Source organism: Nocardia sp. NPDC051052 (assembly GCF_044456045.1).
Taxonomy (GTDB): domain Bacteria; phylum Actinomycetota; class Actinomycetes; order Mycobacteriales; family Mycobacteriaceae; genus Nocardia.
The window spans coordinates 555533-576882 of record NZ_JBITFL010000001.1 but is presented as its reverse complement, the minus strand read 5'-3'; the positions used below and the strand labels follow the sequence as shown (position 1 = coordinate 576882).

The 21350-nt window shown below is 66.8% G+C and carries 25 protein-coding genes; 11 read left to right on the top strand and 14 right to left on the bottom strand.

Going from position 1 to position 21350, the window contains the following annotated elements:
* Window positions 1–9: 9 nt before the first annotated feature.
* Together ACIBCN_RS02510 and ACIBCN_RS02505 are read right to left on the bottom strand one after the other, a co-directional pair.
* The gene (locus ACIBCN_RS02510; RefSeq protein WP_396990162.1) at window positions 10–2160 is read right to left on the bottom strand and encodes a DUF6461 domain-containing protein; all 2151 of its coding nucleotides are present in this window, start codon (window positions 2158–2160) and stop codon (window positions 10–12) included.
* Window positions 2161–2220: 60 nt separating this feature from the next.
* Window positions 2221–3420, bottom strand: a complete 1200-nt coding sequence (locus tag ACIBCN_RS02505; RefSeq protein WP_396989687.1) for an FAD-dependent oxidoreductase — start codon at window positions 3418–3420, stop codon at window positions 2221–2223.
* Window positions 3421–3572: 152 nt separating this feature from the next.
* On the opposite strand from ACIBCN_RS02505, the gene ACIBCN_RS02500 reads away from it, so the two are divergent.
* Together ACIBCN_RS02500 and ACIBCN_RS02495 are read left to right on the top strand one after the other, a co-directional pair.
* Window positions 3573–4178, top strand: coding sequence for a TetR/AcrR family transcriptional regulator (locus ACIBCN_RS02500; RefSeq protein WP_396989686.1), 606 nt, complete (start codon window positions 3573–3575; stop codon window positions 4176–4178).
* 155 nt (window positions 4179–4333) lie between these two features.
* Window positions 4334–4891 carry a DUF6959 family protein gene (locus ACIBCN_RS02495; protein ID WP_396989685.1) on the top strand — a complete coding sequence of 186 codons (558 nt, stop codon included), beginning with the start codon at window positions 4334–4336 and terminating at the stop codon, window positions 4889–4891.
* Between the two features lie 13 nt (window positions 4892–4904).
* On the opposite strand, the gene ACIBCN_RS02490 is transcribed toward ACIBCN_RS02495, so the two are convergent.
* Both ACIBCN_RS02490 and ACIBCN_RS02485 read right to left on the bottom strand, forming a co-directional pair.
* Window positions 4905–5258 (bottom strand): DUF2087 domain-containing protein, encoded by a 354-nt coding sequence (locus ACIBCN_RS02490; RefSeq protein ID WP_396989684.1) that lies wholly within the window; start codon window positions 5256–5258, stop codon window positions 4905–4907.
* A gap of 93 nt (window positions 5259–5351) precedes the next feature.
* Window positions 5352–5732, bottom strand: a complete 381-nt coding sequence (locus ACIBCN_RS02485; protein WP_396989683.1) for a hypothetical protein — start codon at window positions 5730–5732, stop codon at window positions 5352–5354.
* Between the two features lie 127 nt (window positions 5733–5859).
* Between ACIBCN_RS02485 and ACIBCN_RS02480 the strand changes: the two genes are divergently transcribed.
* From ACIBCN_RS02480 to ACIBCN_RS02455, 6 genes are all read left to right on the top strand, one after another.
* Window positions 5860–6267 carry an avidin/streptavidin family protein gene (locus ACIBCN_RS02480; protein ID WP_396989682.1) on the top strand — a complete coding sequence of 136 codons (408 nt, stop codon included), beginning with the start codon at window positions 5860–5862 and terminating at the stop codon, window positions 6265–6267.
* An 832-nt stretch (window positions 6268–7099) separates the two neighbouring features.
* Window positions 7100–7420: a hypothetical protein gene (locus tag ACIBCN_RS02475; protein WP_396989681.1), complete on the top strand. Its 321-nt coding sequence runs from the start codon at window positions 7100–7102 to the stop codon at window positions 7418–7420.
* A complete protein-coding gene (locus ACIBCN_RS02470; protein WP_396989680.1) occupies window positions 7413–7724 on the top strand; it encodes a hypothetical protein in 312 nt (103 codons plus the stop codon). Before ACIBCN_RS02475 ends, ACIBCN_RS02470 begins: the two co-directional genes overlap by 8 nt.
* A gap of 244 nt (window positions 7725–7968) precedes the next feature.
* Window positions 7969–9165, top strand: coding sequence for an MFS transporter (locus ACIBCN_RS02465; protein WP_396989679.1), 1197 nt, complete (start codon window positions 7969–7971; stop codon window positions 9163–9165).
* Window positions 9166–9234: 69 nt separating this feature from the next.
* Window positions 9235–9654 (top strand): Dabb family protein, encoded by a 420-nt coding sequence (locus ACIBCN_RS02460; protein WP_396989678.1) that lies wholly within the window; start codon window positions 9235–9237, stop codon window positions 9652–9654.
* Window positions 9655–9889: 235 nt separating this feature from the next.
* Window positions 9890–11173: an FAD-dependent monooxygenase gene (locus ACIBCN_RS02455; RefSeq protein ID WP_396989677.1), complete on the top strand. Its 1284-nt coding sequence runs from the start codon at window positions 9890–9892 to the stop codon at window positions 11171–11173.
* Window positions 11174–11244: 71 nt separating this feature from the next.
* On the opposite strand, the gene ACIBCN_RS02450 is transcribed toward ACIBCN_RS02455, so the two are convergent.
* A complete protein-coding gene (locus ACIBCN_RS02450; RefSeq protein ID WP_396989676.1) occupies window positions 11245–12186 on the bottom strand; it encodes a MerR family transcriptional regulator in 942 nt (313 codons plus the stop codon).
* 104 nt (window positions 12187–12290) lie between these two features.
* On the opposite strand from ACIBCN_RS02450, the gene ACIBCN_RS02445 reads away from it, so the two are divergent.
* On the top strand, window positions 12291–12851 hold the full coding sequence (locus tag ACIBCN_RS02445; protein WP_396989675.1) for a dihydrofolate reductase family protein: 561 nt from the start codon (window positions 12291–12293) through the stop codon (window positions 12849–12851).
* Window positions 12852–12876: 25 nt separating this feature from the next.
* Here the strand turns inward: ACIBCN_RS02445 and ACIBCN_RS02440 are convergent, their stop codons facing one another.
* From ACIBCN_RS02440 to ACIBCN_RS02420, 5 genes are all read right to left on the bottom strand, one after another.
* Window positions 12877–13317, bottom strand: coding sequence for a VOC family protein (locus ACIBCN_RS02440; RefSeq protein ID WP_396989674.1), 441 nt, complete (start codon window positions 13315–13317; stop codon window positions 12877–12879).
* A gap of 92 nt (window positions 13318–13409) precedes the next feature.
* Window positions 13410–14225, bottom strand: coding sequence for an alpha/beta fold hydrolase (locus tag ACIBCN_RS02435; protein ID WP_396989673.1), 816 nt, complete (start codon window positions 14223–14225; stop codon window positions 13410–13412).
* Between the two features lie 72 nt (window positions 14226–14297).
* A complete protein-coding gene (locus tag ACIBCN_RS02430) occupies window positions 14298–15317 on the bottom strand; it encodes an NADP-dependent oxidoreductase (protein WP_396989672.1) in 1020 nt (339 codons plus the stop codon).
* Window positions 15318–15407: 90 nt separating this feature from the next.
* Window positions 15408–15905: a hypothetical protein gene (locus ACIBCN_RS02425; protein WP_396989671.1), complete on the bottom strand. Its 498-nt coding sequence runs from the start codon at window positions 15903–15905 to the stop codon at window positions 15408–15410.
* A 102-nt stretch (window positions 15906–16007) separates the two neighbouring features.
* On the bottom strand, window positions 16008–16979 hold the full coding sequence (locus ACIBCN_RS02420; RefSeq protein WP_396989670.1) for an alpha/beta hydrolase family protein: 972 nt from the start codon (window positions 16977–16979) through the stop codon (window positions 16008–16010).
* A gap of 166 nt (window positions 16980–17145) precedes the next feature.
* Between ACIBCN_RS02420 and ACIBCN_RS02415 the strand changes: the two genes are divergently transcribed.
* Window positions 17146–17742: a TetR/AcrR family transcriptional regulator gene (locus tag ACIBCN_RS02415; RefSeq protein ID WP_396989669.1), complete on the top strand. Its 597-nt coding sequence runs from the start codon at window positions 17146–17148 to the stop codon at window positions 17740–17742.
* Between the two features lie 114 nt (window positions 17743–17856).
* On the opposite strand, the gene ACIBCN_RS02410 is transcribed toward ACIBCN_RS02415, so the two are convergent.
* The 4 genes from ACIBCN_RS02410 to ACIBCN_RS02395 form a co-directional block, all read right to left on the bottom strand.
* The gene (locus tag ACIBCN_RS02410) at window positions 17857–18315 is read right to left on the bottom strand and encodes a hypothetical protein (protein WP_396989668.1); all 459 of its coding nucleotides are present in this window, start codon (window positions 18313–18315) and stop codon (window positions 17857–17859) included.
* Entirely contained in the window at window positions 18315–19343 is a 1029-nt protein-coding gene (locus tag ACIBCN_RS02405) for a YihY/virulence factor BrkB family protein (RefSeq protein ID WP_396989667.1), read from the bottom strand. Before ACIBCN_RS02405 ends, ACIBCN_RS02410 begins: the two co-directional genes overlap by 1 nt.
* A 59-nt stretch (window positions 19344–19402) precedes the next feature.
* Complete coding sequence (locus tag ACIBCN_RS02400) at window positions 19403–19891, bottom strand: GNAT family N-acetyltransferase (protein WP_396989666.1); 489 nt, start codon at window positions 19889–19891, stop codon at window positions 19403–19405.
* 87 nt (window positions 19892–19978) lie between these two features.
* Window positions 19979–20392 carry a hypothetical protein gene (locus ACIBCN_RS02395; RefSeq protein WP_396989665.1) on the bottom strand — a complete coding sequence of 138 codons (414 nt, stop codon included), beginning with the start codon at window positions 20390–20392 and terminating at the stop codon, window positions 19979–19981.
* Between the two features lie 130 nt (window positions 20393–20522).
* On the opposite strand from ACIBCN_RS02395, the gene ACIBCN_RS02390 reads away from it, so the two are divergent.
* The gene (locus tag ACIBCN_RS02390) at window positions 20523–21347 is read left to right on the top strand and encodes a helix-turn-helix domain-containing protein (protein ID WP_396989664.1); all 825 of its coding nucleotides are present in this window, start codon (window positions 20523–20525) and stop codon (window positions 21345–21347) included.
* Window positions 21348–21350 lie beyond the last annotated feature (3 nt).

Sequence of the window (21350 nt, the reverse complement as noted above, 5' to 3'; positions counted from 1 at the left end):
GTGGTTGAGCTAGCGCAGATCAGTGAGGACAGTTCGAGCTTCGTCGAGGAAGTCGGCGGCCGCGGGTCCCCAGGCATACCGTGCGCCGTCCATGGCGCCGATCGCGGCGGCCAGTGGGTCGGGGTTGGTGGCTTGGTGCAGCGCGGACCAGAACCAGTAGTTCGTCTGATCGCCGATGGACGATTGACGTACGCGCAGTTCGGCTTCCGGTGTCAGCGCCCGTATTTCGATGCACGCGATCACCGCTGGGTCCTCGGCCAGGTGCACGTATTCGGCGGTTCGGCGAACAACCCACCACGCCATCGCTTGCTGTCGTTCTGTGGGTAGATCCGCAAGCAGGTCGGTGTCGGCTCCCAAGGGACCGTGCCCCTGTTGCGCTCGGGAGCCGTCGGATTCGCGCCACACCGGGTGGAGTTCACCGAGCAACGGCAGTACGGCGAAGCCGATCCCGGCGGACTCCACCCGTGCGAGATCACCTTCGGCGACCGCGCTACCGGTGAAACGCTCCACCGCGACGAGCCCTTTGGCGATCCGATTGCGGTAGTCATCGAAATCCAGATCGCGCAGGATCGGCTCCAGCGCGGGATCCTGCTGCTGCTCACCGAGTTCGAATGCCGCGATGATCCGGCCGTCTTCCGCGAACGACAGCCGGGTCAGACCGTTGACATTCCAGTACAGCGATGCGGCGCGCGTACCACGCGAGAGCGCGCGCAGCTCCGGGCCGTGGCTCCCCCGATAGCCGTTGTACTCGACCGCCATCACCCCGTCCGCGATGGACGCCACCGCGATCCACGGATCATTACGTTCCATGGCCCGTTCCTCGAGTTCGTCCATCCGCTCGGGGGCGGCAGGGTCAGCACCGAAGGAGCGCACCACCGTGTCGGGATTACCCGCGGCGACAACGGTGATCGTCCCGGCATCCGCGAGCGCGGACTTCTCCACCCAGCGATAGGCGTCCTCGGGCTTGGCCGCGACGAGCGGTTCGGCTTCGCCGCGTAAACGGTGACCGAGTCGATCGGTTCGCTTGTGCACCACCGGGTCGGTGGCCGGTGACTGCCAAACAGTCAGCTTGTAGGACTCCTGACCGTCGCCTTCGTCGCGTCCCGTGGCGTAGACCCGGATACGGTAGTTACCCGGCCACGGCGGCGTCTGTTCCTCGAGCGAACCAGGTCCGCCCCGCCCCTCGGACTGTGGTGCACCGAGTATCGATGCCAGGCCGTGGCTCGCGGTCCAAGCGACCTCGACCACCTCGTCCCATCCGCTCAGGTCGACGTCGGACGGTGCGGCTTCCAGCACCTCGACCGTCACATGAACCGTGGCGTCCGCCGTCCCGGTCCGCACCGCTATTCCCCCAGGTGCTACGGCCACCAGACCGTTGTCGCCGAAGTCGGCGGTGGCGGGAAAGTCCGATTCGCTCAACGCGAAACGATGTGCACAGGCTCGCACGTTGCCCGACGAATACCTCGGATACAGATACCCGTCGCGGAGCTGCGCGATGCGCGCGGCAGCGTACCCTGCCGGCATCGGGGCGGCCCGCAGCAGCGGACTCGCCGCGGTCAAGGCGGCACCGACCACCGTCGCCGGATCATCGCCCTCGCCCAGATTCCGCAGCACGATTGCCGCCACCGCCACCCCGAGCGCCAAGTAGGCCGCGCCATGAGCCGCCGCGACGCCGGCCTCGTCGAGCGCGCCGACGGAATCGGACGCAACAGCCGAATGTAGTTGTGCGGCAACATCGGAGTGCTCGCTCAGCCGGGCGGTCAATTCGACGACCAACGCCAGCGCACCAGGCCGGAAGGCCTCGAGTTTGTCTATCGCTGTCGTCGTTTCACCGGCGCCCGCGAGGTACCCGAACATGACGGCCTTGCCGTCCTCCGGCACGGGCAGCAGCGCGGCCAGACTCGGAACCTCCGGCACGGCGAGTTCGGCGACGAGCAACTCGAGGGCGCCGAGTACCCGTTCCGGCAGCAATTGCCCGAGCCGGGACAGCTCAGCACGAATTCCCTTCTCGCCCATCGCATACGAACCGAACTCATCGCTCGACAGCGGTAACCGGCCCAGCGCCGCCGCGGGTGGCGCCGGTATCCGTGGCCGCACCGACCACATCGTCTGCACCACAAGCGATCCGAGCTCATCGACAACCGCGTCAGAAATGTCCATCACTGCCCCTCCTCGCGCCGAACGCGCGCCCCGAATGTACCTAAGAGCCGCCGGACCCACCTATCGACTTGCGGTGTGCCTGCGTCGATATTCCGCCGCCCTGGCCTGATAGTTCTTGTGTTCCTCCGCGTGGTCGGGGGGAAGGTGCGGCGCGTCAGGAGATGTCGTGGCGAAGAATTGAGTGAGTGCGGTGTTCGAGCTCACGGCGAGTTCTCCGGAACGTTGGAACATCGTTGTCTCATAGCGGGTGATCGCGTCGTCGAGGTTGTTCTCTGCGTTGATGGCGTGCGCGAGTTCCGCGCCATCGAGTAACGCGAGGTTTGTGCCGTAGCCGCCGAAGGGTGCCATCAGGTGGGCCGCGTCGCCGATGAGGGTGACACCGGGGACGTGGTTCCAGGTCAGCGGAGCGGGCAGGGCCCAGAAGCTGCGCTGCACGTAGTCGCTGTCGTTGTCGGTGATCAATGGGCGCATGAGCGCGGACCATCCGCTGAATTCCCGCAACAGATAGGACCGGACGGCCTCGCGGTCGGTGATGTCGACGCCCGCGGTGACGTACCAGTCGAGTTGAGCGCGGAAGGCCACGTAGCCGCGGGCCACGCCGTTGCTGTTGCGCTGGACGATCACCGCGCGGCCGTCGCCGTCGGCGGAGAACATGTGGCCGTCGCCGACGATCGCGGCGATCTCGGGGTGCCTGGTGTCCACGTCGTCGAATCGGGCGTCGAGAAAGCAGACTCCGAGGTACTGCGGCACCGCGTCGGTGAGCAGCCTGCGAACCGGCGACCATGCGCCGTCGGCGCCGATGACGAGGTCGGCTTCGGTGCTGGCGCCGTTGGCGAACTCCAGCCGATACGCCCCGCCGTCGATCGGGATCACTTGCAGGAGTTTGTGCCCCCAGGCGACGGTGCCGGGACGCAGATAGTCGTAGAGCATGGTCCGCAGTTGGCCGCGGTCGATCTCGGGCGCCGCCTCGTCGCCCTCGGCGGGAACGAACTCGGCCAGGACGGTGCCGTGCTGGTCGCGGCGGCTTTTGGCCTGGCCCTCGACTCGGGCCAACGCGCGGAAGGCGTCCATCAGGCCGGCGTCCTCCAACGCGATCTGGCCCGTGTCGGCGTGCATGTCGAGCGTGCCGCCCGGGTCACGGACGTCCACGGCGGCGTCGGCGTCGTACACCGTGGGCTGGATGTCATATCCCTGTAGGACGCGTGCGCACATCAAGCCTGCGGGACCGCCGCCGACGATAGCGATACGGGGTGTGGTCATGAGTGGATCCTTCCGAAGTTGTTGCGGCGGTGGGGTTATCGCCGCCGGGCACAGGCTGGACGGCCTCGCCCCTTCCAACATAGATGAATCCGTTCGAAAAGTATAGCGGTTCTATCTTTCGACTTGTTATACCCGTGCGCTAAGGTGACTGGGTGACCGAACCAGGACGCCGCGAGCGCAAGAAGGCCGCCAACCGCCAAGCCCTGGCGGACGCGGCGGTGAACCTGTTCCTCGAGCGCGGCTACGACGCGGTCGGCGTCCGGGAGATCGCCGAGGCGGCGGATGTCTCGGTGGCCACCCTGTTCAAGCACTTTCCCGACGGCAAGGAAGCACTGGTCTTCGATCAGGACGCCGACCGTGAAGCAGCGCTCGTCGCCGCTGTCCGCGAGCGACCCACCGGCCATTCCATCCCCAGGGCGCTGCGCGGGCTACTGCACGACGAACGCTCCCGACAGGCCCGCAACGACCCTCGCTTCGCCGACTTCCACCAGTTGATCGACACCACTCCGGTACTGCGCGAACACTTTCGCCGCATGTGGCTGCGCCACGAAAACGCCCTTGCCGCGGCGATCGCCGCCGACACCGGACTACCCGAGAACGACCCCGCCGCCCAGGCACTGGCCCACTTCGCCCTGGAAGCCGTCAGCCTCGTGCACGGCCGAGACGACCCCGACGCCGCACTCGACCGGATCTTCGCCCTCCTCGAGGTCGGCTGGACAGCCACGGCGCAGGCCTCGACAAGGCACGACCGCACCTGACCAACGCCTACGCACACGCCACCTACCGCGCGGTGGTCGAGCGAGATGCGCTGCGGCGCAGCACATCCGCTATCAGCCGATGCGCGGACGTCGCATGACACGGCCGCACCACAAATGCGGAAGCGTTATCGGCTGTCATCGACCATGCTGGCCGGATGGAACACATCGATGTCGAACTGCTGGCCCCACGAGGCAACGTCACCGTCATCCGGTTGCCTTGGCGGAAGTTCCCCGGAGTGTTCATTCAGGGCGACTCGTTCTCGATCCTCGAGGCAGCCGCCCGTGCAGCCGCCCGGACAGCACCCGAAGTCCAGGAGCTCGCTGATGACCTGTCGAAGATCCTCGCCTTGTACGCCAAGACGCTCAACGAGCACAACATCCCCCTGCCCTACACGACTGCGACGTACGAGGACAGCACCGAGTTGCTCGCCTCCGGCCGGCTCCAGTCACCGGACCTTCGCCGCTTTTTCGAGCTCGTCAGCGGCTACCTCGACTACGACTTCGACGACTCGGACTGGATGGCGATCACCACTGGCATCCAAGGGATTCCGGCGTTCGACTATCCCTTGCTCGGCTCGGCTGCGCTGACCGTCCGAGTGCGGCAAGAGAACGGGCAGGAGAACGTCACGATCGCTGTCACGGGAATGCCGAACGAGGCGCTGCGAATCCGTCTGGACACCCTCTTCGACGTGCTCACCCACGAAGAGAAGTAGCTTCCCGCCGTTATCAAAGGTCTGCTTCGGCAGACTGCTCGGCACCGGGAAGCCAATAGCGGGCACCATCGCGGGTGCGATCGAGGCGGCCACTCACGACCAGATAGCGGCGCAACGCGACGTAATCATCGAAGATTTGCGCCAGGCACTCGTTGACCTGTCCCTCGGTGTAGAAAACGTTCGGCTGGAAACGAGTGCGGGCAATGTGACTGAGCAGCATCTCCCGCAACGCACGGCGCCGGGACTTCAGTGACGGCATCGACACCAACCGGCCATCGCGAAAGAGACGATCGATAGCAGGGTCGCTACTACCGCTGCCGCCATCGGGGCGCGGTCGAACCGGGCCCGCCGCCTTCGTCTCGCTCACGCACCCAGTGTCACGCCACCACTCGCGCTGTCGCAACCGGATTTCGAACGGTCACATGACAGTTCACGACAGGCTGACCGTCGCGGGGCATGGTTAGGACCCGGACGTCGGTGGTAAGCAGCTGGTGTCTGGGGCCATGCCCACCATGAGCACGAGGCGATACCCGGCCGCCATGACGAGGAGCCCGGTGGTGGCCAGCAGGAGTGATAACCAGTCCATGCGGCGGAGATTCGCCCACAGATTGATCAGCAGGAGCAATCCGACCACGAGCATGATTATCGAACCCGTGGTCTGAATGCTTTCTAGCAACGCGTAATCCCGGTCACGCTGCCCGGCGCTGCCGTGCGGGCCCACATCGCAGTAGTCGCCGTTGGCCGGGGTGATCACGTATCCGGCCACGGCGATCGCCGGTCCGATGAAGATCGAGCCGACTATGTAGATCCCTGCAAACAACAACGGCCGGTTCTTGATCATGGTGTCAGACAATAACCATGCACTGTGGCGGCCCTGCGGTTGTCGTGTGGAGATTCTGTGCCCCGCAGACCAATTCGAGCCGCGGCCACACGGGAATGCCATCGAACCCGGAGCCGTTGTCACAACCATGGCCAACTCGGACACAGGGCACAGCTGGATCGGTATGTGGCGTAACCAGTACGGCAGCACCCTCGTCGTCACCGACGACAGTGGCGGCGCGATTACCGGCACATTCGAGACGGCATTAGGCGACAGCTCTTTCGCCGGTGTCCAGGTCCCGGTGACCGGCCTCCACCTCGGCAACTGCATAAACTTCGCCTTCGTTCGCAGTTCCGCCACCGGCGATTCGATCGCCTCATTCACCGGCCTGCTCCGGCACGGCAAGCTGGAGACACTGTGGCACGTCATCAACGACCAAGCGGTCAGATCGCCGCACCCCGACGCACCGCCACAGCTGATCGAATTGCCCTGGGCCCACGCCGCATTGACCAACGCCGACACCTTCGAACGCCTGAATCAGCAAGGGCCCCGTTGACCGGCTCGCTGCCACACCGTGGCCGAGACCGACTACACCGAGGACGCCCCCGGCCTGCCGAACCGTTCAACGACCCGAAGCCGAAACCGGTTGTGCTGGTTGGTTCGTGAACAGTTCGGCGACCACTGAGCCTATCTAGCCACCGTTGCCGGCGTTGTTGCCCTGATTCGTAGCTTGGCTGCCGTTCCCGGATTGGCCCCCTGCCTGGTTACCGGCGTTCCCGGACTGGCCTCCTGCTTGATTACCGGCATTCCCGGCTTGGCTCCATGTTTGGTTGCCGCCGTTGCCGGACTCGTCGCCAGCTTCATCTTTTGTGGCCTCTTCGTAGCATTTCTTGAACTTTTCGTACGTCTTCGACGCCTTGATGCAGCTGCCGACGGGGTCGGCTTGGGCCGCGGGCGCCGCGGCAACCCAAGCTCCGGCGGCTATCGCGCAAGCGGCGAGCACAGCGACGGTTCGAGCACGATCGAGGCGCATGTGGTTCCCATCCGTTGAAGGTGGACCAGCCTGTCCGGTTCACCGTACGTCGACATATTCGGACCTGCGAAGATTCCGGATGGGAAGGTCAGTTTCGCTGGGGGCAATCCCTGCTGCGACAACTCGTCGATCGTGCCCGATCCCATGCGGACCCGGAAGTGCGAGATGTGACCGACGACTACAGCGAATAGTTTGCGGCCCTTGGGTTCTGGCATTCGATACCGGCAACCGCAGCGTCGGAACGTCCGACCCACGACCGCACCCAGCACCGAGCAAAATGGACGTGTGCCGTAGACCCCGCTGGACTATCATGGCTCTCGTGCCACATCGTTAGGTTCCTCTCCGCCTTTACCTGGTGACTCGCGCCGACCTGGCGCCGGGGACACAGGTTGCGCAGGCGTCACACGCCGCGTTCGACTTTGCCGTCGCGTATCCCGACGTAATCGATGACTGGCACGCCACTTCGAACGTGTTGGTGGTGCTCGCCGCATCTGACGAGCTGTCTCTTGGTTGGTTGTGTGCCGACGCCGCCGCTGCTGGTCACCGGCTGATCCGGGTCCACGAGCCCGATCTCGACGGTGCGCTGACGGCTGCCGCGTTCGAACCGGCCGCCCATCGGCTGGTCGCCCACCTCCCTCTCGCCTTCCCTGAACGAGGGGAGGTGAAAAATGACTAATTCCATCGATGCTCAGCTGAGCGCCTCGCGCGCCCAACTCGTCGAGCTCGCCGCCGAGCGGGACGCGCTGCGCGCCCAACTCGACGGGGACTTGCCCACGGCCACCCGCTGGCTGCAGCGCAAGGTGTGGCGGCAGGCCGCCGCGCTCGACGTGCTGAACCGCCGCGTCGTCACGCAACGGTTCGTGCTGCGGACGCTCGACGAACTCGGGCGATCCCTGACGGCCGAGGAGTACCGAGCCGCCAGGACCGGTACCGCGAACGCCGAGCTGCGCGACCGGATCGACGATCCGGACGCGGCCTGATCGGTCATCATGAGGTGACCGGCAACTGCCGGTCACCTCTCAGTCCCAGATGCTCGACGGCCGAGCAGCCGCCTCTAAAGCGGCCTCCAGCGGGTTCGACTCCCGCCTGGGGCACCCCCGCACCTACCTAACCGCCGCTCGACTACGTATCTAGGTGAAAATCACCGACGCGAATGCCGGTGCGCGGATGGAAATCTCGATGTCAGCAAGCGAGCACGACTTGCCGGACACGAGGAGGAACACCATGAGCGCGGCACCTTACGAGGCGGTGGAGCGACAGCTGGCCACGCCGGCGCGCATCGCCCGCGCCACAGTGCTGGCCGCCGCGACGCTGACGGTGATGGGTCCGGCCGTCATCGCGCCGAGCCTGCCCGCCATGCGCGCGGCATTCTCGGCGGTAGCGGGCGCGGATGTGCTGGTGCGGCTGGTGCTGACCGTCACGTCGCTGGCGATCGGCCTCAGCGCGCCGCTGGCGGGCATGGCCGCCGACCGGATCGGGCGTAAACCGCTGCTGGTGGGCAGTCTCGCGCTGTACGCCGTGGCGGGAGCGGCCGGGTTCTTCGTCGACAGCATCGGTGTCCTGCTGGTGACCAGAGCCCTGGTCGGTGTCGCGGTCGGCGGCATCATGACGGCGATCAGCGCCATCATCACCGACTGGTTCGAGGGACCGAAGCGGGCGACTTTCCTTGGGCTGCAACAGGCTTTCGCCAGCATCGGCGGTGTCGTCTTCTTGCCGCTGGCCGGTCTGCTTGCCGCGTCGAACTGGAAGTTGCCGTTCTGGATCTATGGTGTCTCCGCCGTGATCCTGCCGTTCGCGCTGCTCGCTCTGCGAGAACAGCGGCGCGACAGGGTATCCGGACCGGCTCTCGACGCCGCTGGTCCGCGGTCACCGATCTTCCGGCCGATCGCCGGGCTCTACCTGCTCGCCTTCCTGGTGACGCTCGCCTTCTACATGGCCCCCACCCAATTGCCCTTCCTGCTGGCGGAACTGCACATCGGTCCGGCCTTGGTCGGTGCGGTGATAGCCGCGACGACGCTCAGCAGTGTCGGTGGCGCACTTGCCTTTCCGACGCTGCGCGGCCGCTGGTCGCCGAGTGTTCTCACGGCCGCCAGCATCGCGCTGCTCGGCATCGGCTGGATGCTGGTCGGCACCGCGAGCACGGTGGCGCAGGTGGCGGCCGGACTGCTCGTGGGCGGCGTCGGCGTCGGCCTGGCCGTCCCGAACCTGAACCTGCGATTGAGCGATCTCGCACCGGCGGCCACTCGCGGCCGGATCCTCAGCGGCCTGGTCACCGGAATCTTCCTCGGCCAGTTCGTTTCCCCGCTGATCGTCGCGCCACTCATCCAGCTCACCAGCATCGGCGGCGCGTTCCTCTGGACCGGGATCGCCATGACCGTAGGCGCGGTGATCGCGCTGCCCCTGGTCCGTAATGCCAAGTAACACACGCAAATTCCGCAACAAGTATCGAGTCCGCACACCTGCGGCTCGCCCGAATGAAGGATGAAAGAAATGATCTACCACGGCAACCGCTTCACCCTCCGCGCCGACGCCACCCCCGCAGCGGTCGAAGCAGCCCTCGAGAGCCTGCGCAACCAGGGACGGACCATTCCCTCGGTGAAGTCCTTCGTGGTCGGCCCCGATTTCGGCGGCGAGTACCAGTGGGGCGCGGTCTTCGTCATCGAGGACCTGGCAGGCTACTGGGAGTACCTGATCCACCCGGCGCACCGCAACACCGACCGCGTCGGTCTGCCGCTGGTCGACAAGTTCGCCTCCTTCGACATCACCGACGACGCGGACCCGGCGATGGCCGAGAAGATCGCCGAACTGCACCAGCGTCGCTACGACAACGACGCGGAACTGACCAAGCTGGTCTCCGACCTCGGCGAATACAGCGGTAGCGCCGCACCGGGACGGCACGGCGAGAAGTAGCCACCCGATCGAACTCGAGCCCCTGTCGGATAGCCTGTCCGACAGGGGGTTTCGTATTGCCCGAGGCCTGTCTACGAACCAGCCAGGTGGTCCGCACCGGGTTCAGGGCGTTCACGATCTCGGCCGCACCGATGAAATTCGGGCGGATCCGCCGTCGATACCTCTGAATACACCGACCGACAGCGGCGGCCCGTGCTGGGATCATCCAGCACGGAAAGAAACACAGGAGGCAAAGATGAGCGTCGGCAACCCCGCACACGAGCAGACGGTCCGGACGGGTGCGCAGGTGGGTGCGGTGAGCAGTCCCAAGGTGCTGGTGGCGGGCGCGAGCATCGCCGGGCCCGCGCTGGCCCACTGGCTGCACCGGCGCGGCGCCGAGGTGACCGTGGTGGAGCGCGCCCCCGAGCTGCGTCCCGGTGGGCAGGCGGTGGACGCGCGCGGGGTGACCAAGGAGGTCATCCGGCGCATGGGGCTGGACGCGGCGGTGCGCGCGGCCTGCACCGACACGGCGGGCGCGCACACCGTGGACGCGGACGGGAACGTGCTGGAGACCTTCCGCGTGGACGACGACGGCGGCGACGGGTACATCGCGGATATCGAGATCCTGCGCGGCGACCTGTCCCAGGTGCTCTACGACGACACCCGCGACGATGTCGAGTACCTCTTCAACGACCGGATCACCGAGCTCACCCAGGACGCGGACGGGGTCGACGTGACCTTCGAAGGCGGCGACCGCCGGCGCTTCGACCTGGTGATCGGGGCCGACGGCCTGCACTCGGCGCTGCGCAGCATGGTCTTCGGGCCGCGCGAGCAGTACGTCCGCCATCTCGGGCTGGTGCTGGCCTTCTACAGCGTGCCCAACGAGTTCGGGCTGGACCGCTGGCTGATCGACTACCAGGAGTCCGGGCGCTCGGCCATGCTGCGGCCCATCCGGGACGCCACCCGGGCGATGGCCATGTTTTCCTTCCCCTCGGCCGACTTCGAGGTCGATTACCGCGACATTGCCGCCCAGAAGCGCCTGCTGCGCGAGCGGGTGGCCGGCCTGGGTTGGTTGACTTCGGACATCCTCGCGCACCTGGACGACACCCCCGACTTCTACCTCGACCAGGTCGCCCAGGTGGTGATGGACCGCTGGTCGAGCGGCCGGGTGGGACTGTTCGGGGACGCGGCGTTCAGCGCGTCGCCGATGTCCGGGCAGGGCACCGGACTGGCCCTGGTCGGCGCCTACCTGCTGGCCGGCGAGCTGGCCGCCGCAGGCTGGGACCCGGAGGCCGGGTTCGCCGCCTACGAGGCGCGGATGCGCTCGTTCGTCGAGGCGAACCAGGAGATCGGCCGGCTGCACGCGCACAGCCTCACTACCCCCGCGCCTGCGGCCGAGCCGGGCACCGAGCCCGCCGTCGAATGGGACCTCGAGCTGATCGAGCGTGCGATCAACGGCGTCGAGCTGCCCGACTACGCGGGACTGCCGGACTCCGGGGCCACCGCCGAACCGCTGATCACCTCGTCGGCCAAGCCTTAGGCCACCGCCTCGGGCACTCAGATCAACCGGGATCGCCTGGCGCAATGGTCAGGCGAAGGGTGTGACGCCCGTCAGTAGACCCGCGGCCGGGTTTTCAGCGCTCGGCCGAACCAGGCGAAGATCGGTGCCAGGTCCGGCATCGGTGGCCAGTTGTTGATGGTCGACACCAGCTGCCAATATCGCGTCACCCGCGCGTCGTTGGCGACCTCCAGCCGCTCGACGATCCAGCGCCGCAGGTCGGCGTCGTCAGGTCGGCCGAAGGTTTCGGCGTAGCGCGCGGTCAATGTGTTGACGACGGCCGCCGCTTCGACAGCATCCGGTGCCATGCCCGCGGCCAGCGCTCGGCCGACTTCCGCGCGCACGGCCTCGGTCAGGTCATGATGCAGTCCAGTGCTGTCTCCGTCGGCTCGTTGTCGCTCCTGGTATTCCGCCATGCGCCGCACCGCGGCCCGAAAGTCGTTGTCCTGCACCAGCTGTACCAGTTCCATCCACGCCTCGACCTGCTCGGCGGTCGGCTCCTCTGGCAGGTCGGGCATGCTCGTGCGCAGCAGCTCCACCATGGCCGGATTGGCGTCGGCGCCGCCGAAGGTGTCATCGATGAAATCGTGGATATAGCGGTGCCGTTCGGCTTGGGTCAGGTTCACCAGTTTGTGCATCAGGTCCATCTCCTGTGGTTTCGATTCTCGATTCGCCACCGCCCGCAACACCGCGCGCCGCAGCCGCAGCACCCGGATCTGCGCGTCGAGCGCGGCCGCGTGTGCCACGGCGACCTCGGCGAGCGAGGTTTCGCGGGCGAGGACGCGACGCACCGTCGGCAGATCGATATCCAGTTCGCGCAGTGTCCGGACCAGTTCCAGACGCGCTAGTGCGTCGATGTCGTAGAGGCGGTAGCCGGCGGGGCTGTGACTGGTCGGCGGGACGATCCCCTTGTCGGCGTAGAACCGGATCGTCTTGACCGTCAGACCGGTCCGCTCGGCCAGCGCTCCAATGGGAAAGAGTGTCTCGTCGTCCATGCCCCAAGCTTGGCCTCTCCCCCTGATGGAGACTCAAGTCGATGCGGATCGCGATGCGGTGCGGCACTATATGACCGAGGGATCCAGCCGCCGAGGAGGACCTGATGCTGCCGGTGATCTACTCGATGAGCGTGTCGCTGGACGGTTTCATCGCCGGACCCGATGGCGACATCAGCTGGGGGGCGCCGGACGCCGAACAGTTTCGCTTGCACATCGAGCAGACCCGCGACATCGCCGCGTATGTGGCCGGCCGCGGCGTGTATCAGGACATGCTGGTGTGGGAGACCGCCGAACAGACAATGCCCGGGGAGGCGGAGCTGGAGTTCGCCCGGATCTGGCGGGCTATCCCGAAGGTGGTGTTCTCCCGCACGCTGCATTCGGTGACCGGCAATGCGCGCTTGGCCACCGACGACCTCGCCACCGAGGTCGACCGCCTGCGCCGCCGGCCGTGCGAGGGCGTGGTGTCCATCGGCGGGGCGGGCCTGGCTGCGGCGGCCATCGCCGAGGATCTGATCGACGAATATCGCCAATTCGTTTGCCCGTCCATCCTCGGCAACGGCACCCCCTATTTTCCGCCGCTCGCCCAACCACTCGACCTGCGGCTGATCGAGTCCCGAATCGTGAGCTCCCGCGTCGTCTATCTTCGCTACCAGCGGATGCGCTGAGTTGGCCCGCGCACCGGACGGCGCGTCAGCTCAGCTCCTGGGCCAGCCCGACGATGATGCCCTCGGGGCCACGGACGTAGCAGAGCCGGAAGATCTGCTCGTACTCTTCGATCGTGCCGACGAGTTCGGCGCCGTGGGCGCGCAGGCGGGCGACGACGTCGTCGACATCATCGACGGCGAACATGATGCGACGAATGCCGAGCGTGTTCGCCGGTGCGTGCTTCGGCTCGGGGCTGATCACCTTCGGCGTGTGGAACATTGCCAACTCGACCCCACCGGGTTGGCCCGGAATCCGCAGCATCGCGACCTCCTGGCGGACGTCGTCGACCCCGATCACCCGTTCCACCCAACGTCCCTCGACTGGTCCCCTGTTCTCCAGCTCCATGCCGAGTTCGACGAAGAACGCAATAACAGCGTCGAGGTCCTCGACAACGATGAGCACGTTGTCCATTCGCTGAATCGCCACAGCCCTATCTCCTTTATCGGCAAGCCCACCGTGCGCTTTGGTGCGCACGACTGTAATGACCTACGGCGAGCCGGAAACTCATCGCATGCGGGTCATCGGCTGGATGAACTCTGTTGCGCCGCCGCAATCTCCCGGACGGCGGCCGCGATGGCGCGAAAGTCCTTGCGCAGCACGTGCGAGTGGTTGCTCGCGACCTTGGCGCTGACCTGGATGTTCGGGTTGCGGGCGAGGACGGGCTCGAGCGAGGCGCGCACCGCTTCCATCTCATCGGCCCCGCCGCCGAGGTTGGCTCCGGTGGCCAGGACGTAGCGCATCGGGCAGGTCACGTTATCGAGGACCGGTGCGAGGGCGGCGTGGAGTTCGTTGGCCTCGATGTTGATGTCGGCGTGCTCGGCGGCGCTCATCCGCGCGGCCAGGCCGAGCCGACGAGCCACCGGCAGCAGAAATCGCATCCGGTGGAACAACTTTCGGATCCGCTCGCGGCCTTCCTCGCCGGTCAAGCCGTACGGCATCGCGCCGTCCACCGACACCACCCCGGCGACACGGCCGGGATTGCGCTCAGCCCAGTGCGCCGCGAGCAAGGCGCCGTAGGACCAGCCCACCAGGATCGGCCGGTCTACGCCGGTCGCCGCGAGGACGGCATCGATGTCGCGCAGACACGCCTCGAAGGAGTAGTCGGCCGATTGCCGCGACTTGCCGCGGGCCCGCTCGTCGAAGCTGATGTGCCGGTAGCCGTCACCGAGTTCGGCGATCACGGGCCGCCACGGCCGCCGGTCGGCATAGGAGCCGTTGAGGTAGACGACCGGACGGCCGGAACCACGGGTGTCGGTTACCGACAGTGCGGTGTCGTCGACGGGCACCATGCCGGTCCAGGTCGAGGTGGTCGAGTTGTTGGCTGCGTTGTTCATGTGCACACTGTCGCCAGCCCGGCTGTCACCGACCTGATGCTGGCCTGACACGGTGTTCGGCCTGCGTCAGCGTTATGGCAGCGGATCGGGTGCGATGCGGAGCAGCTGCTTGCCGAGGTTGCGTCCTTCGAAGAGGCCGCGCAGCGTGGCGGGCGCGAGTTCGAGCCCTTCCTGGATGTCTTCGGCATACACGAGCTGACCCTGGGACATCCATTCCTGTAGTCGGCCGAATGCCTCCGGGAATCGGTCGAGGTAGTCCAGAAAAATGAACCCCTCCATTCGTGCCCGCTTGATACCGAGCTGCATATAGTTGCGCGGTCCGGGAGGCGGTTCGCCCGCCTCGTAACCGGAAGAGATGCCGCCGCAGACCACAATTCGGGCTCGCTCGGCGATATTCGCCAGGCCGGCGTCGAGGACAGCGCCGCCGACGTTATCGAAGAACACGTGGATGCCCTCGGGAGCCAAGTCGCGCAGCCGCGCCTCGACATCGTCGGCCTTATAGTCGATGCAGGCATCGAACCGAGCGACCTCGGTGACCCAGGCGCTCTTGGCGGTGCCGCCAGCGATCCCGATCACCTTGCACCCCAACGCCTTAGCGATCTGCCCCGCGACGGACCCGGTCGCGCCGGCGGCCCCGGACACCAGCACGGTCTCCCCCGCCGACGGCCTGCCGATATCGACCATGCCGAAGTAGGCGGTCAGCCCGGTCGCGCCGAAGATGCTGAGCGTCGCCTTCGGATCAACGCCTGGCGGAACGACATTCATCCCGAGCAACCCTGGACCCGAGGCGATCGCATAGTCCTGCCACCCGACCATCCCGCAAACCCATTCTCCCACTGTGTAATCGGCGCTACGCGAGGCCACCACCCGGCCGACACCGCCGGCTCGCATCACCGTGCCCAGTGGCACCGGGTCCATGTAGTTCGGGCCGTCGTTGAGCCAGCCCCGCTGCGTCGGGTCGAAGGCCAGCCAGACCACTTTGACGAGCGCCTCATCCGGGCCGGGCGTCGGGACGGCGCTGCTCCTGAGCTCGAAGTTGCTGTCATCGACCGGGCCTGCCGGTCGCTCTACGAGGACCCACTGGCGATTCACCCGGCGAAACTAACCCGCCTGCCCTATCACTGTCATCCGAATTTCCCGATCTCGCACCGAGACGGAGACCGTGGCCGGACAGGCCCGCTGTCAGTAAGGGGCCGGTACATCGATGGTCAGCTCGGATGGGGTGGGGTTGGTGCTCACCTGAACAGCGACGGGACCGGAGCCGTCGAGGGTGAAGAAGGCGGCGTTCCATCCGTAATGGCCGTCGTACTGGGTCGTGCGGGTATCGGTCATGGTCGCGCCGGTATTCAGATTGCGCATGGTGACCGTCGTGGAGATGGCGCAGTTGTTTCCGCCGCCGGGCGCGGCGGACATCGAGCCGAACGGATTATTGGTGGCGTCGGGCGTGAAATTCACCGTCACCCGTGCCGTGCTGTCGATGAAATCCGCGAACTCACGGGCTTGCTGCCCCTGACTGGCCGACACCTCGGCCGAGACCGTGCCCATACATCCCGGTCCACCGTCGATGTGCGCGGGTTCGAATCGCACCGGGTCCACCGCGCCTGCTGGACCAGCGGATATGGCGAACGCGACCAGCGGAAGGGTCGATACTGCCGCAAACTTCAGAATGCCTCGCATCATGACTCCCATCCTCGTGCGGATCCGCAGTGGGTTCTCGTAGCATCACTACGGCTCAGCAATTATCTGGCAAAGTTTCACGCTAGCAGAGCGAATCCGACACCACTACCGGGCTTGCAGCCAGGCCACGATGGCGGTGACGACCGCCGGGTCCAGGCTGGCGTCGTCGGCGTTGTAACCCATCGTGACCTGGGCCTGAACCAGCTCGGAACGGGGTCGCGGCTCATGCTTGAGCACATGGTTCGCGTCGGCCGGGAACAGGAACGTCACGTTCTCGCGTCCCCTGGCCGCATGCCGCAGCGGCTCGCCGTCGGCCTGCCAGTCCACTTGGACGTCTTTCTTGCCGATGACGACGAGGACGGGCACGCGCACTCGGCCCAGCGGGGCCGCCGCATCCGCTGTCCACAACTCGCGGGCGAACGGCAGGTTGGCCGGGCTTTCCAGGGAGCGCAGGAGATTCGTAACGTCTTCGGGGAGAGCGGGGTCCGGGTCAATCGGCACGCCGGCCATAAACCGCGCAATCGACGCGTCGTACAGCTCGAGCAACTCCGCGCCGTCGGGGATCTTCGCCGCCTGTCCGGCCAACTGCGACCGGGCCACGACGCCGACGGCGCGTCCAGGAGGCCCGGTGAGAACCAGCCCGGCAAACGGGATTTCAGGTTCGCACAACGCGTAGTTGAGAACGTGCAGCGTCCCCTCACTGTTGCCGAGCCCGAAAATTCGATCGGCACGGACGTAGTCCTCGGCCGCGAGGGCGCGCACCGCGCTGGTGAGCTCGTCGAGGTGGCTCTGCATGCTCATCTTACCGATCAGCAGCGGAATGTTCTCTCGCACATGGGGTCCCGCCGCACGCTTGTCGTAGCGGAGCGAGGCGATGCCCGCCTGCGCGAGGGCCTGCGCCAGTAGACGGCCACTTCCGTTGGACCCGGGAAGTAGGGGCGAATTCCAGTCCCGATCGGTGGGGCCGCTACCGGCCACCAGCACCACACCGGGGAACGGGCCGGGACCGTCGGGCCGCACCAGCGTCCCGTATACGGTGGTCGGACCGAGCGGCCAGCTTATTTCGCGGCTCTGCACAGTCGTATCGTATGCCCCGCGTTGCCCGGGGCTGGACCTCGACGCGGCGGAGTCGGCGGGCGATGCGGGCGGCGGACTTCCCGGCGCAGGTTTTAATGGCATGGACACCGGATAGACTCAGATTCGGAGCACCGCTCCGAATCTGCGGCCGATCCAGGCGCAGACCATGGGAAGGGAGCGCCGCGTGAGTGCAGGCAACCAGCAATTGCCGACGACCGCGAAGCGCGCGGACGCCCAACGGAACGAAAAGGCCCTGCTCGATGCCGCGGCATCGGTCTTCGTCACCGACGGGGTGGACGCACCCGTACGCCGGATCGCCGCCGCGGCGGGCGTCGGCATGGGCACGATCTACCGCCACTTCCCCACCCGCGCGGACCTCGTCGTCGCCGTCTTCCGGCATCAGGTCGACGCCTGCGCCGAAGCCGGACCCACCCTGCTCGCGACCACGCCGTCACCGTTCACCGCGCTGGGCCGCTGGGTGGATCTGTTCGCCGACTTCCTGGCCACCAAGCACGGCCTCGCCGCCACGATGCGCAACGACGCCGAGGCCTTCGCCACCCTGCACGCGCTGTTCGTCGATCGCCTCGTGCCGGTGCTCGACGACCTGCTCACCGCCGCGCGGAACGCGGGCGAGATCACCGCCGACTGCACCGCCTACCAGTTGCTCCGAGCGATCGGCGATATCTGTGCGGGCGCGGAAATGGTTGACGCACAATATGACCCGCGACTCACCATTCGACTGCTACTGGATGGATGCCGGTAGAGCCGGGCCGACTGCGGCCATTGCTCTGGCCTGGACCCGAGCAAGTCCAGGGCTTAACCACGGGCATGTCGACCTCGGACCGCGAGCTGACCACCGCCGCCACCTCGCGCACTCTCAGCGGCGGCGCAACACCCGCCAGAGGACGAACACGCCCAGCGCGACTAGGGCGGCGGCAGGCACCGGCTGACTGCGTGCCGTGTCGACCAGCGAGTGCGTTTGTGCCGCAACGGGTTCGGGGGGACCTACCCGGTCGGTGGCGACCCTAGCGTTTGCCGTCGCCTGATCGGTTCGCTCCGCGGCTTTCCGGATCGCCGCTGCGGCCTTTTCCCTTGCCGCCGTGGCCTTTTCCTCGGTCACCCGCTGCGCCTCAGCCGCCGCGGCCGCCGCGTTACGCGATTCTTCGGCGGCCTTCTCTTCGGCCCGTCGCGCCACGTCGGCGGCCTTCTCCTCGGCGATCCGGCGCATCTGCGCGGTCTTCTCCTGCGCAAGATGCTCGGCTTCGGTGGCCTTTTCGCGAGCCGCGTCGGCTACCTCGTGGAATCTGTCGCGTTCCGGCGGTTCTGGTCGACTCATCATTTCCTCCTGTCCGCTGACGTCGCGTGTTCTTCAGCGTCCCGGTGCTTTTCGGTGTCCTCGTCGGACATCGCGCTGGTGTCGCGTGGTGGCAGGAAGGGTTCCTCGTCGGGCGGGAAACCCTGTTCGATGCGCCGGCCGCGGGCGAGCTCGGCATCGAATTCGGCACCGAGCAGCACCGCGACATTGGAGATCCACAACCACACCAGAAAGACGGCGACGCCGCCGAGCGATCCGTACACCTTGTTGTAGGAGCCGAAATTGGCGACGTAGACGGCGAATCCGGCCGAGGCGACGATCCACAGCAGCACGGCGAGCATGCTGCCCGGACTGAGCCAGCGGAAGCCGGGCTGCTGCGCGTTCGGCGCGGCCCAGTACAGCAACGCGAACAACAAGCTGACCAGCACCGCGAGCACCGGCCATTTCGCGATGTCCCACACCAGCACACCGGCCGATCCGACACCGAGCCAGCGCCCGAGACGTTCGGCGATCGAGCCCGTCGCGACGACGCCGATGGCGCACACCGCGAGCAGCACCACCATCGCGGCGGTCAAGCCGATGCGCACCGGAATGGTCTTCCAGATCGGCCGTCCCTCGGTGGTGTCATAGATCGCGTTGGACGCTCGCATGAAGGCCCCGATGTAGCCCGAAGCCGTCCACAAGGCGGTGGCAAGACCGATGATCGCCAACGGTCCCGCCAATTGCGGCGATCCTTGCAGCTGCTCGAGCGAGTCGACGAGCAACGCGGTGCCGCTGCCGGGTCCGATCTCCTGAATGGTGTCGATCAGCGACTGCGTGGCGGACGGCCCGAGCGCCCCCAGTATCGCGGTGAGCACGATGAGGCCGGGAAAGATCGACAGCACGCTGTAATAGGTAAGCGCCGCAGCCCAATCCGTGAGGTTGTCGTCCAGCAGCTCCAGCACGGTGCGCCGCAGCACACCCCACCACGACCGCCAGCGCAGCACCGACGGCCCGCTCGACCAGTCCACCAGCCGGTGTACGCGCCGCGCCGCGCCCTGCTTCGACATGCCCTCACCTCTCGATCGGGGAGCGAATACCCGGGCGCCGCACCGGCAAACTCGACGCGCTACAGCTTGCGCACCATCACGAATTCCAGCCGGGGATCGCCCGGCCGGACGAACCCGCTCTCCCCGGTCCGCACGAAACCGTTACGCAGGTAAAGCCGTTCGGCCGCGACATTCCCGTCGGCGAACTCCAACCAGACCACGCGGTGCCCGCCCGCGACAGACCAGTCGAGGACAGCGCGCACCAGCAGATCCGCCACCCCGGTGCCACGCGCCTCGGGCGCCACCCACATCGAGATCAGGTGCACGCCACCACGTTCGGGGTCGGGCATGCCGGCAACCGTGCCGAGTTCAGCGCCGTCGGCGCCGGCGACGAACTGCGCCCGATCGTCGAGCGCCGCCCGCCAATCCCCCTCGGTGCGTGCCTGCGCTTCAGCCAACGTCGTCCCGAAGAACTGCGGAGTGTCGGCCAGCGCCCGCAATCGAACCCGCCGGAACACTGTCCATTCGTCGGCGGTCAACAGCCGGATGTCGATCGTCGATATATTCACCCAATTTTTCTACTTGCCGGGCGCCTACCTGCGCAAACGCTTTTGGTACCGGCCGGACCGGGGGCCGCGACAACTGTTGTCGCGCAATCAGAATCCGGCCCGGCGAACGCCAATGAACTCGACCGCGGCGAACACCGCGACCACCGTCGCGCCGAGGAACATGAACACCACGCCGAGACCGGTCAGCTCGATCAGGCCGGACACCGTGAGCACCACCATGCCGACCGCCGACAGCGCGTTCACAGCGACGACGCCGACCGCCTGATGGAACGGAATCTCCGGCGATCCCGCGATGAGCAGCAGCGCGAGCGCACCGCCTAGCATCGCGACGCCGAACGGAATCGACCAGGCGGTGGGCAGGCCGAGCGGGTCACGCAGCACTATGGCACCGGCCAGCATGACGACGCCGAACGAGCCGGTGCTCCAGCCGTCGATCCGCAGGGCGGTGCGCAAGAAGTCGGTGCTCAGCGTCGGCTGGGTCGTCAGAAGGGTCGTGCTCATGTCCAGCTCCTGTTGGTCGAGACGGCGGGGCCGATCGGCTCCCGCACCTCACCCTGCCGAGGTGAGGTGAGCGTCTCAATAACCTCAGAGGTCATGGCCGCGCGACGCGGCCGGTGATTAGCCTGCTCAGGTGGCACAAACTCGAGGAGAAACGCGATCGCTGGCCGGCGGGCTGCTGCGCGACTGGCGGCAGCGGCGCAGGCTGAGCCAGCTCGACCTGGCGCTGTTGGCTGACACCTCGGCACGGCATCTGTCGTATATGGAGACCGGACGCGCCAAGCCGAGCCGAGCGATGGTGCTGCGTCTGTGCGCGGCGCTGGAGGTGCCGCTGCGCGACCGCAATACGTTGCTGCTGGCCGCCGATTACGCCCCGGCCTATCGGGAGAGCAGCCTCGACGACGCGGGCCTGACCTCGGTGCGGACCGCGCTGGAGACGATGCTGACCGCGCACGAGCCGTATCCGGCCGTCGTCGTCGATCGGTGGTGGAATGTGGTTACCGGCAATGCGGCGATGGGTGTACTGACGCACGGGGTCCCGGAACATCTGCTGCTGCCGCGACCGAATGTGTATCGACTGGTGCTGCATCCGGCCGGGCTGGCCGCGCGGCTGGCCAACTACGGCCAGGTGCGCGAGTTGTTCCTGGAGCGGCTCGCCAGGCAGGTCGGCGCGAGCGGTGATCCGCGGCTGACGGCGCTGTACGACGAGGTGAGCCGGTATCCGGCACCACCAGATTCGCCGGACGAACCGAAAGATGGTGCGGCGCAACCGGGTCCGTTCGAGGTGCCGATCCGGATCCGGACGCCGATGGGCGAGATGTCGATGTTCGCCACGATGGCGACCTTCGGCGCACCCGCCGACGTCACGCTGTCCGAGCTGGCGATCGAATTGTTCTACCCGCTGGACGAATTCACCGCGGCCGCGCTGCGTGGGCTGGCGGCCGCAGCGAATTCCTGAGGT